12 protein-coding genes are annotated in these 9,960 nt (G+C 66.4%); 4 read left to right on the top strand and 8 right to left on the bottom strand.

The genetic code is table 11. The features are described 5' to 3' along the window. Positions 1-89: 89 nt before the first annotated feature. Positions 90-1,862: a Stk1 family PASTA domain-containing Ser/Thr kinase gene (gene pknB / locus C5B97_RS03740; protein ID WP_104310806.1), complete on the top strand. Its 1,773-nt coding sequence runs from the start codon at positions 90-92 to the stop codon at positions 1,860-1,862. 66 nt (positions 1,863-1,928) lie between these two features. Here the strand turns inward: pknB and C5B97_RS03735 are convergent, their stop codons facing one another. Both C5B97_RS03735 and C5B97_RS03730 read right to left on the bottom strand, forming a co-directional pair. Then, positions 1,929-2,120 (bottom strand): hypothetical protein, encoded by a 192-nt coding sequence (locus C5B97_RS03735; protein ID WP_104310805.1) that lies wholly within the window; start codon positions 2,118-2,120, stop codon positions 1,929-1,931. After that, entirely contained in the window at positions 2,120-3,016 is an 897-nt protein-coding gene (locus C5B97_RS03730; RefSeq protein ID WP_181026894.1) for a class E sortase, read from the bottom strand. Before C5B97_RS03730 ends, C5B97_RS03735 begins: the two co-directional genes overlap by 1 nt. A gap of 19 nt (positions 3,017-3,035) precedes the next feature. Between C5B97_RS03730 and C5B97_RS03725 the strand changes: the two genes are divergently transcribed. After that, positions 3,036-3,401: a cell division protein CrgA gene (locus C5B97_RS03725; RefSeq protein WP_308471447.1), complete on the top strand. Its 366-nt coding sequence runs from the start codon at positions 3,036-3,038 to the stop codon at positions 3,399-3,401. Between the two features lie 163 nt (positions 3,402-3,564). On the opposite strand, the gene C5B97_RS03720 is transcribed toward C5B97_RS03725, so the two are convergent. Together C5B97_RS03720 and C5B97_RS03715 are read right to left on the bottom strand one after the other, a co-directional pair. Beyond that, a complete protein-coding gene (locus C5B97_RS03720) occupies positions 3,565-4,308 on the bottom strand; it encodes a rhomboid family intramembrane serine protease (protein ID WP_258067918.1) in 744 nt (247 codons plus the stop codon). Positions 4,309-4,461: 153 nt separating this feature from the next. After that, entirely contained in the window at positions 4,462-5,001 is a 540-nt protein-coding gene (locus C5B97_RS03715) for a peptidylprolyl isomerase (protein ID WP_104310961.1), read from the bottom strand. 131 nt (positions 5,002-5,132) lie between these two features. Between C5B97_RS03715 and C5B97_RS03710 the strand changes: the two genes are divergently transcribed. Then, positions 5,133-5,738: a hypothetical protein gene (locus tag C5B97_RS03710; protein ID WP_104254443.1), complete on the top strand. Its 606-nt coding sequence runs from the start codon at positions 5,133-5,135 to the stop codon at positions 5,736-5,738. A 33-nt stretch (positions 5,739-5,771) separates the two neighbouring features. On the opposite strand, the gene C5B97_RS03705 is transcribed toward C5B97_RS03710, so the two are convergent. Further along, positions 5,772-6,641 (bottom strand): LysR family transcriptional regulator, encoded by an 870-nt coding sequence (locus C5B97_RS03705; RefSeq protein WP_104310801.1) that lies wholly within the window; start codon positions 6,639-6,641, stop codon positions 5,772-5,774. 68 nt (positions 6,642-6,709) lie between these two features. Between C5B97_RS03705 and C5B97_RS03700 the strand changes: the two genes are divergently transcribed. Continuing rightward, complete coding sequence (locus tag C5B97_RS03700) at positions 6,710-7,633, top strand: DMT family transporter (RefSeq protein ID WP_104310800.1); 924 nt, start codon at positions 6,710-6,712, stop codon at positions 7,631-7,633. On the opposite strand, the gene C5B97_RS03695 is transcribed toward C5B97_RS03700, so the two are convergent. The 3 genes from C5B97_RS03695 to C5B97_RS03685 form a co-directional block, all read right to left on the bottom strand. After that, positions 7,627-8,085 carry an NUDIX hydrolase gene (locus tag C5B97_RS03695; protein ID WP_104310960.1) on the bottom strand — a complete coding sequence of 153 codons (459 nt, stop codon included), beginning with the start codon at positions 8,083-8,085 and terminating at the stop codon, positions 7,627-7,629. The two genes, C5B97_RS03700 and C5B97_RS03695, sit on opposite strands and share 7 nt — an antisense overlap. Positions 8,086-8,238: 153 nt before the next feature. Then, positions 8,239-8,898 (bottom strand): methionine ABC transporter permease, encoded by a 660-nt coding sequence (locus C5B97_RS03690; RefSeq protein ID WP_104310799.1) that lies wholly within the window; start codon positions 8,896-8,898, stop codon positions 8,239-8,241. After that, complete coding sequence (locus C5B97_RS03685; protein WP_104310959.1) at positions 8,895-9,947, bottom strand: methionine ABC transporter ATP-binding protein; 1,053 nt, start codon at positions 9,945-9,947, stop codon at positions 8,895-8,897. The genes C5B97_RS03690 and C5B97_RS03685 overlap by 4 nt, the downstream gene beginning before the upstream one ends. Between the last annotated feature and the right edge of the window lie 13 nt (positions 9,948-9,960).

Genomic DNA, 9,960 nt, shown 5'->3' with positions numbered 1-9,960 from the left:
TTCACCCATTCCGGGCGAGATAAGATCGGCAGACTAACGAGGCTTGAGCTTGGTGGACACCGCCAAGGGGAGAGGAGCTTGCTTCCGTGATGCAGGGCGAACGAACGCTCGCGGGCCGATACGACATCGGCCGGCGAATTGGTCGTGGAGGTATGGCTGAGGTCTACCTCGGGACCGATGAGCGCCTCGGCCGACGCGTCGCCGTCAAGCTCCTCAACACGCAGCTCTCGGGTGAGCCCGACTTCCGCTCGCGCTTCCGCCAGGAGGCGCAGGCGGCCGCGCGAATGACGCATCCGACGATCGTGCGCGTCTTCGACGCAGGCGAGGACACGTTCGTGCGCGCCGACGGGCACGAGCTCGTCGTCCCCTACATCGTCATGGAGTACATCGAGGGGCAGCAGCTCCGCGATGTCATGGCCGGCGCTCCCCTCGCGGACACGCAGATCCACGAGTACATGACGGGCATCCTCACGGCGCTCGAGTACTCGCACCGTGCAGGTGTCGTGCACCGCGACATCAAGCCGGGAAACATCATGATCACGCCGGAAGACACGGTCAAGGTCATGGACTTCGGCATCGCCCGTGCCATCTCCGACACCGCTGGCACGATCGCACAGACCACCGCCATCCTCGGCACCGCCTCGTACTTCTCGCCAGAGCAGGCGAAGGGCGAGAACGTCGACGGACGAAGCGACCTCTACTCGGCTGGCATCGTGCTCTACGAGATGCTCACGGGCAAGGTCCCCTTCCAGGGCGACTCAGCGGTCGCCGTTGCGTACCAGCACGTCACCGAGCGCCCGATCGACGCGAACGAGATCAACCCGAAGGTCTCGAAGGCCATGAACGCGGTCGTGAAGCGGTCGCTCGCGAAGAGCCGAGAGGACCGCTACCAGTCGGCCTCTGAGTTCCGCCGTGACCTCGACCTCGCCGCCCAGGGCATCATGCCGGCCTTCGCGACGAAGGTGGAGGACGACGACCGCACGCAGCTGTTCGGCCCAGCGCCTTCCGGTGTGAGTGCAACAGAGTCGGCGTTCAACTCGCTCTCCGAGACCGATGACCGCGCACCGCAGGTGCAGCGTCGCCCTCCGGCGATGTGGATCTGGGGCGCCGCCGCGCTCCTCGTCGTCGTCATCGTCGCCGTCAGCATCTGGGTCTCCCAGCTGCCGCAGGCAGGTCAGCTCCCCGATACGAGTGTCGATGTGCCGGATGTCGTCGGCGAGCAGTGGGACGCAGCGCGCACGACGCTCGAGGAGATCGGTCTGACTCCGGTACGCGAAGCGCAGACGAGCGAAGATGTTCCCGAGAACCAGGTCATCAGCACGACTCCAGGGTCCGGACTCAGCGTCTCACTCGGTCAGGAGATCACGGTCGTGGTCTCGACGGGACCGTCGGCGGTGACCATGCCAGACATCAACGGCATGACCGTCGAGCAGGCGACGGTTGCCCTGCAGGGTGCCGGACTGAGCGTCGGCCAGATCACGTCAGAGGACTCCCCGACCGTCGCAGCGGGCACGATCGTGCGCAGTGACCCCGCGGGCGGTTCGAGCGTCGCGGCGGCCTCCAGCGTCAACCTCGTGACCTCCACGGGCAACGTGGCGCTGCCTGACCTCCTGGGACAGCCGCTCGAGTCGGCGACGGCGACCTTGCGAGAGCTGGGACTCCTCGCGGTCGTGAAGCAGGACCCGGGCTGCCTCGCGGTCGAGGGCAACCCGATCGTGAACATGTCGGTGCCTCCGGGACCCGTCGCCCAGCACTCGCAGGTCGAGGTCACCTACTGCACGTCGGAGCCCGCGCCGACACCGACGACGACGACTCCCGACGCCACGCCGAGCGGTGCGCCCTCGACGCCTCCGGAGGATTGATCCACCTCCCCGCACACAGTTGATCAGAGTCGAGGGCCCCTTCCGCTTCGCGGGAGGGGCCCTCGATCAGTTCTGAGCCGGAGCCTGGGACAGCACGCCGAGACCGACGGTGACGTCGTTCTGGGGTGTGAGAAGGGCATCCACCCAAGGGAACGCGAAGAAGACCAGGCCGTAGAGTGCCGCGGCGATGAGGACCAGGGCGATGAGCAGCTTCACGGGCCAGGGGCCGGGGAGCACTCGCCAGAGGGCGCCGTACATCAGAGACCTCCCTGGCTCGCGACCGAGGCCGCTATCGATGCTGGCGGACCGTCGGCTCTCGGAGTGAAGGTGTCGAAGACCGCGTAGCCGATGATGCGCTCTGCGGTCGACCAGAACGGGTTGCAGCTCATGATCATCATGAGCCGGTCGGTGCCCGTCTGCTCGGGGTACCGGGGCACCGAACCCAGCACGTCCACCTGGGTCGGTGCGACGTATTCACCTGATCTGTAGGAGTAGGTGTACCAGCCGTCGGCCGTCTCGACGACGAGCTCATCACCGAGCTGCAGTTCGTGGATCTTCTGCATGGACGCCCCGTAGGCGAGGCGATGGCCCGCGATCGCGAAATTGCCGACCTCGCCGGGCATCTGCGAATCCGGGTAGTGCCCGATGTTGTGGTCGAGCACCTCATGCTGCTCGATGCCCTGCGCGATGGGACGGGCGTAGTCGGCGCCCCAGGTGGGCACGTAGAGGATCGCGAACCGCTCGTTGGTGACGGTCGGTGCCGAGGAGATGGGGATGCCGATCGCGGGGTCGGTCGTGGTCACGGTCGTGGCTTCCTCGCCACCCTCGGCGAGCACCTGGCTGAGCTCCTGCCCGGCTTGGTTCTGCTCCTCGCCGACGATGAGGTCGTTGAGCCAGTACTTCCAGCCTACGAAGAGGAGCATGACGACTCCGAGCGTCATGAGGACTTCTCCGGAGACACCCACGACGCTGAGCTTGCGGCGCGGCCTGGAGCCGGATGAGGGACGCTGACCTCTGCTCGAGCTCTGACGCTGGCGGGCCTCATTTTCGAGGGCACGTCGCTGGGCCCGAGTCTGGTAGCCGTCGTCGTCGGCGAGGAGCGACTCGATCGAGGTGGTCCCGTCGTCTCGTCCAGGCCGTTCAGCAGATGGCATAGGAGCAATCATAGATAGGATGGCCCGCATGTCTCGTGAGAAGTCCAGCGGCTCCAAGTCCGACGAGCCGGAGAAGAAGACTCCGGCCGGTACGAAGAAGCACCGTTCGTCCGAAGCGTCCGCCGCAGCGGCCGCTCTCGCGGCGACCGAGAAGCAGCGCAGGCAGAAGCGCGCAGCTGGTGTCGCCGACAGCGATGAGCGCAACCCGAACCCGGTCTGGTTCAAGCCGCTCATGTTCGGCTTCCTGATCGTCGGGTTCCTCTGGATCATCGTCTTCTACCTGACGAGCGGCGCGTTTCCTATCGCCGAGCTCGGGTCGTGGAACATCCTCGTCGGGTTCGGCATCGCGTTCATCGGCTTCATCATGACGACGAACTGGCGCTAGCCGCTTCCTTCTCCACAGGAGCTCGAATTACAGCTGTGTAATTCATCCCCAGGTGTGCATAACCCTGTGGATAACTCCTGTGCACAGCTCTCTGTGGCGGAGAAGCCACACAGCAAGAAGCCGCGCATCCCGATGGATGCGCGGCTTCTTGCGTTCCGAGTGACTACCCGGCGATACCCAGCGGCAGCTGCGAGACGCTCGCGGTGGCGCCGACCACGATGAGCACACCGAGCGCCGCCACTATCCAGAGCCCCTTCCGCGACGGCTTCGCCGACTTCGACTCCCACAGGAACAGCCACGAGCAGAGCGCGCCGGTGACAAGGCCACCGAGGTGGGCCTGCCAGGCGATGCCCGGGATGACGAACCCCATGACGACGTTGATGCCCACAAGCACGATGAGCGACATCGTGTTCATACGCGCTTGCCGCATGACGACGAAGTAGGCGCCGAAGAGGCCGAAGACGGCACCGGATGCGCCCAGGACGGTCGTGTTCGGTGCGACGAGTGCGATCGCGAGCGAGCCCCCGAGCGCGCTGACGATATAGAGCGCCGCGAACCTCAGATGCCCGTACACCTGCTCGAGGACGCGCCCGAAGATCCACAGCGTCAGCATGTTGAACGCGAGGTGGAAGACGGTCGAGTGCGCGAAGGCCGACGTCAGCATGCGCCACGGTTCGAACGCACCACTCCCGACGTGGGAGTAGATGCCGTGATAGACGAGGAGGCCAGTGACCAGATCGCCGGTCACCTGCTGGAGGAGCCAGAGGACGGTCGAGATGCCGATGATCGCGTACGTGACGAGCGGTCGCTGGTCTTGCCCGAGCCGTCGCAGCCGCGTTCGCGCTGAAGGGCGCTGAGCGGCCTTGGCTTTCGCATTCGACTCCCGGATGCACTCAGGACAGATCACGCCGACAGGCGCGAGCGTCTGGCACTCGGGGCAGACGGTGCGGCCGCACCGCTGACAGAGCACGAAGCTCTGTCGGTCTGGGTGTCGATAGCAGAAGTTTTCACGCTGCTGCGACAGCTCGGGTGATGTCATTCGTGAAGAGGAACCTGGAGCCTAGAGCTGCTCGACGGTGACGCTCTCGATGACGACGTCCTTGAGCGGCTTGTCACGGCCATCGGTGGGGACCTTGGCGATCGCGTCCACGACCGTGCGCGACTCGTCATCGGCGACACGGCCGAAGATGGTGTGCTTGCCCTGCAGCCACGGCGTCGGGTCCGTCGTGATGAAGAACTGCGATCCGTTCGTTCCGCGGCCGAGCTGCTTCCCGGCATTCGCCATGGCGAAGATGTAGGGCTCGTTGAAGTTGAGCTCGGGGTGGATCTCGTCGTCGAACGCGAAGCCGGGGCCGCCGGTTCCGGTGCCCGTGGGGTCGCCGCCCTGGATCATGAAGTTGGGGATGATGCGGTGGAAGATCACGCCGTCGTAGAGGGGCGTGCTCTTGGTCTGGCCGTCACGAGGGTCGGTCCATTCCAGCTCGCCCGTGGCGAGACCCACGATGGTCTTGACCGTGTTCGGCGCGTGGTTGCCGAACAGCTCCACCTTGATGGGGCCGTGGTTCGTGTTGATCGTTGCAAGTGCAGTGGCGATTGACATGCTCGTCATCTTTCCATAGCCGTCCGACTTCTCTCCTGCCTGTCCGCCGACAGCGTGCGGTGATTCAGGTTGCGTGTGGCAGAAGCGTGCCAAGATATGCACTACCTACTTGTCAACGTCCGGAGGTACCAATGGCCCTTTCACGGAAGCAGTCGCGTGAACTCAAGCGTCTCCGCAAGGACGCAACAAACCTGTGGAGCGAGCAGCAGTCTGTCATCGAGCACGCTCGTGGCATCCTGCAGTCCGCTGGAGTGAGCGCGAAGGGCTTGGCTGAGTCCGAGCTCGTCCCCGCTCTGCAGAAGAGCTACGACAACAACGTTCGCCCGAGCTTCGACCGCGGCTACAGCGTGGCCCGCGAGAAGTACGAAGACGCGAGCGTCCGCTTCAACGGCAAGGTCCTCCCCGTCGTCGCCGGCCTCTCGGGCTCGGTGGCTGGCACGGTCAGCAACCTCGCTTCGAAGAACCACGACCTCAAGGATGTCGCCGGCTCCGCGAAGAAGGTCTCGAAAGAGCTGAACTCGCGCGCCAAGAAGGCGTCGAAAGCGTACGACAAGAAGTACAACAGCTCCGGCGTCGGCGTCGGCGGCTGGCTGCTCATCGGTGCTGGCGTCGCGGCTGTCGCAGCTGTCGGCTACGCCCTCTGGCAGACCTTCCGCGCAGATGACGACCTGTGGATCGCTGACGAGGAGCTCGACGCTCCCGTCACCACGGTCTCGCCCGCATCGGCCGCGAAGTAGTTCGCGCGCTCCTGCATCTGACTGGCCCCGCGCTCACCTCGTGAGTTGCGGGGCTTCGTCGTAGGTGCCGGTGATGAGCTGTGCCAGCGCGTCCGCCATCACGGGCTTCGCGCCCCGCCACCAGGCGAGCCGCACTTCGATGGCCGGAGCGTCGCGCAGGGGCCGGTAGACGACCCCCGGCCGGGGGTGCTGGGCGGCCGTGGCCTCGCTGGTCACGCCGAAGACATCGCCATCCGCGATCAGGGTCAGCCACTCGTCGAGGGAGGTGGTCGGGATGAAGATGGGCGATCGGTCAGCCTGCCAGAGTGAGCCGACCGTGGTGCCGGTCCGCGCATCCACCGCGAGGGTCTTGCCGGCGAAGTCGCCGAGGACCAGGGTTCGCCTGCGCGCGAGCGGGTCTTCCTTCGACAGGACTGCGACCCGTCGCTCTTCGCCGACGAGAACGGTCTCGATGCGGGGATCGCGGGGTGCCGTGCGGAGGACGGCGAGCTCGGCTTCACCATCCAGGAGTCCGGCCGTCGCCGTGTTGCTTTGCCGGAAGACAAGATGTGATTCAGGATGCTCGGCTCGCCAGCGGCGTTGCACGGTGCTCGTGTGCGCGCCGAGCGTCGACCAGGCGTAGCCGACCCGGAGTTCCCGGGTCGCCGCATTCGCTTCGTCGCCGATGAGGGTCACTTCGAGCAGGACGCGGCGTGCGCGGGCGAGGATCCGCTCACCGAGGGGTGTGAGTGCCACGTGGCGTGTGGAGCGGGAGAGGAGCTGCGCACCGAGCTGGGTCTCGAGCGCGAGGATGGCTCGCGACACGGCCGCCTGCGAGCAATGCAGCTCGATGGCCGCATCGGTGAAGGTGCCCGCGTCGACGACCGCGGCGAGGGCGCGGAGGTGGCGGAGCTCAAGACTCATGCGCCCAGCGTATAACTCCCGCGTGTCATGCATTTCTGCGCGCGACCCACCAGGGACACGATTGGCGCATGACTGGGACCGTGGACACGACGATGCCGAACGCTGCCGCGCCGCGCGGCGTCCTCGCCGGGTCTGCGATGCTCACCGGCAGCGGGCTCTCCAATCAGCTCGGTGCCGCAATCGGAGCACTTGCCTTCGATTCCCTTGGCACCGCGGGAGTCATCGCCGTCCGCCAACTCGTGTCGGCCGCCATCCTGCTCCCGGTCGCCCGGCCACGGCTGCGGAGCTTCACCTGGACGCAGTGGTGGCCCGCGCTGCTGCTCGGACTCGTCCTGGCGACCATGAACCTTTCCCTCTACGCGGCGGTCGATCGCATCGGGCTGGGACTGGCCGTCACCCTCGAGTTCCTCGGCCCACTTGCCGTCGCGCTGTCCTCGTCGCGCACGCGGGCGGATCTGCTGCTCGCGGCGGGCGCCGCCGTCGGCGTGTACGTGCTGCTGCTGCCCGACGGGTCCAGCGATCTCCTCGGCTACGCGTTCGGCCTGCTCGCTGCCTGCTGCTGGGCCAGCTACATCCTGCTCAATCGGATGCTCGGAGGCCGCCTGACCGGCCTCCAGGCGCCTGCCACGGCCACGCTGGTCTCGAGCCTGCTGACGCTGCCCATCACCGTGCAGCTGATCGCCGACGGGAAGTTCCTGGGCTGGCCCCTGCTGCTCGCGGCGCTCTCCGGCCTGCTGTGCTCCGTCATCCCCTACTCGATCGACATCATCGCGCTCCGCTGGGTGACCACGAGGTTCTTCGGGGTGTTCATGAGCATCAACCCTATGTTCGCGGCGCTCGCCGGAGTTGTCGTGCTCGGACAGGTGCCCGTCACGCACGAGTGGGTCGGCATGGCCATGATCGTCGGCGTCAACGCTGTCGCCGTGTCACGCGGCCTCCGCGGGGGCCGTAGCACCGAGGAGACGCGGAGAGACGCCGGAGGAGCTCAGTGAGCGGCGCGGAGAGAACGCAGGTGCCCGTTGGCGGGGCGTTCCGCGTGGAGCCTGAGCCCCACATCCACGAGCGACACGGTGCGAAGCGCGGCCACCTCCGCGAGGTCGAACCAGCGAGCCTCATCCGTTGAGCCGCCGCGTTCGTTGCGCAGCTCGCCGCTCACGATGCTCGCCTCGTAGACGATCCGGACCGACTGCATCGGCGTCTTGCCCGGCTCGAGCCGGTCACGGCCCGCGATGATGTGCGAGTCGATGCCGAGGAGGTGGTCGATGGAGGCGTGGTAGCCGGTCTCTTCCCAGATCTCGCGGACGACGCCGTCGATGGGGTCCTCGCCTGGGTCCGTTCCGCCGCCGGGCAGGGTCCAGCCTGAGCGACCACGGTCATGCCAGTGCGCGAGGAGGATCTGCCCGTCGCGCACGATGACACCGTAGGAAGCGAGTCGTCGATGCACGGAACCCCCAAAGATCTCTGCCGGGGTCTCGAGGTCAGCGGCCCGGTGCCTGGCCGACCCGAACCACGGGCGCACGCTATCGTACGCCGACGCGCGCCGCGCTCCCGCACAGGGAGGCCCCGACGCGCGCCGGATGGTGCGTAGCGAGCGGGATCAGCGACGCAGCGTCTTGCGCGCGGCCCAGTTGCCGAGGAACTGGAGCCCCTGCACGATGACGACGATCACGATGACAGCTGCCCACGTGACCGCCGGGTTGAACTGCCGGTAGCCGTACTGGATCGCGAAGTCACCGAGACCACCCGCGCCGATGGCACCGGCGACCGCCGACATGTCGACGAGCGACACCACTGCGAACGTGTAGCCGAGGATCAGCGGTCCGAGAGCCTCCGGAACGATGACCGACCAGACGATCTGGAAACGGCCCGCACCCGCGGAGCGGGCCGCCTCGACGACACCGGGTGAGACGGTCAGCAGGTTCTGCTCCACGAGACGCGAGATCCCGAACGTCGCTGCGAGCGACAGTGCGACGATCGCGGCTTCTGGCCCGATGCCCACACCCACGACGAAGCGGGAGAAGGGCTGCACGGCCGCGATGAAGATGATGAACGGAATGGGCCGGAAGAAGTTGACGATGACGTTGACCACGGCGCTCACGACTGGCTGCTCGTACAAGTTGCCCTTGCGGGTCAGGTAGAGCACCAGGCCGACGAGGAGACCGCCGATACCACCGATGATGAGGCTGAGCGACACCATGTAGAGCGTGTCGCCCGTCGCCTCGATCAGCTTCGGGATGAGTTCGATGACCTCATTCATGCGGCACCTCCCGGCGTGATCGTGTCGAATTCCGTGACGACCGCGAGGCCACCGATCTCGTCGAGGGCCCGGCGTCGTGCATCCGCGTCACCCTGCAGTGCGAAGGTCAGGTCGCCGAACGACTTCCCGCGGATCTCGTTCATTCCGCCGTACACGAGCTCGACGGTGATGCCTGCTTCGTGCAGGATGCGCAGCGCCTGACCCTGGTTGGTCCGCCCGTCGCGGAAGCTCAGCGTCACGAGCGTGCCAGGGTGGCGCGCGCTCAAGTCTGCCCGCAGCTCGGCATCCGGGATGCCCTGCACGACCGTCGAGACGAAGCGCTGCGTCGCAGGTGCCTCCGGGTTCGCGAAGATGTCGAACACCTCGCCCTGTTCGACGACCTTGCCGTGCTCCATGACGGCGACGTGGCTCGCGATCTCCTTCACGACGTCCATCTCGTGTGTGATGACGATGATCGTGACCCCGAGCTCCTCGTTGGCTTTCTTCAGCAGCTGCAGCACATCTGCCGTCGTCTGCGGGTCGAGCGCGCTCGTCGATTCGTCGGCGAGGAGGATGCTGGGGTTCGTCGCGAGGGCGCGCGCGATGCCGACGCGCTGCTTCTGCCCGCCGGAGAGCTGGTCGGGGAAGGCGCGGGCCTTCTCGGAGAGGCCGACGAACTCGAGCAGCTCGGCGATGCGCTTCTCGCGCTCTGCCTTCGGCGTCTTGGCGACGCGCAGCGGATACGCCACGTTTCCGGCGACGTTGCGTGAGTTGAAGAGGTTGAACTGCTGGAAGATCATCCCGATTCCCGCGCGCACAGAGCGCAGCTTCGTCTCGGGCAGCTTCGTGATGTCGACCCCATCCACGTGGATGCTGCCGGACGTGGTCGGCTCGAGCGCGTTGATGAGACGAACCATGGTCGATTTCCCTGCACCCGAGTAGCCGATGACCCCGTAGATGTCACCCTTTTCGATGCTGAGGGAGACGCCGTCGACCGCTCTGATGGCGGGGGCGCGCCGCTTCGGCGACGGATACTCCTTGACGACGTCGGTGAGTGTGATGAGGGCCATGTGTTCGCTCTCG

Source organism: Pseudoclavibacter sp. RFBB5 (assembly GCF_002931555.1).
Taxonomy (GTDB): domain Bacteria; phylum Actinomycetota; class Actinomycetes; order Actinomycetales; family Microbacteriaceae; genus Pseudoclavibacter.
This window is presented reverse-complemented; position numbering and strand designations above follow the sequence as displayed.

Excerpts from the sequence above, each read along its gene's own strand:
- C5B97_RS03725 (WP_308471447.1), top strand. The coding sequence starts at position 3,036 with ATGGCCCGCATGTCTCGTGAGAAGTCCAGCGGCTCCAAGTCCGACGAG.
- C5B97_RS03700 (WP_104310800.1), top strand. The coding sequence starts at position 6,710 with ATGACTGGGACCGTGGACACGACGATGCCGAACGCTGCCGCGCCGCGC.
- C5B97_RS03715 (WP_104310961.1), bottom strand. The coding sequence starts at position 5,001 with ATGTCAATCGCCACTGCACTTGCAACGATCAACACGAACCACGGCCCC.
- C5B97_RS03735 (WP_104310805.1), bottom strand. The coding sequence starts at position 2,120 with ATGTACGGCGCCCTCTGGCGAGTGCTCCCCGGCCCCTGGCCCGTGAAG.
- C5B97_RS03730 (WP_181026894.1), bottom strand. The coding sequence starts at position 3,016 with ATGCCATCTGCTGAACGGCCTGGACGAGACGACGGGACCACCTCGATC.
- C5B97_RS03690 (WP_104310799.1), bottom strand. The coding sequence starts at position 8,898 with ATGAATGAGGTCATCGAACTCATCCCGAAGCTGATCGAGGCGACGGGC.
- C5B97_RS03705 (WP_104310801.1), bottom strand. The coding sequence starts at position 6,641 with ATGAGTCTTGAGCTCCGCCACCTCCGCGCCCTCGCCGCGGTCGTCGAC.
- C5B97_RS03685 (WP_104310959.1), bottom strand. The coding sequence starts at position 9,947 with ATGGCCCTCATCACACTCACCGACGTCGTCAAGGAGTATCCGTCGCCG.
- pknB (WP_104310806.1), top strand. The coding sequence starts at position 90 with ATGCAGGGCGAACGAACGCTCGCGGGCCGATACGACATCGGCCGGCGA.
- C5B97_RS03710 (WP_104254443.1), top strand. The coding sequence starts at position 5,133 with ATGGCCCTTTCACGGAAGCAGTCGCGTGAACTCAAGCGTCTCCGCAAG.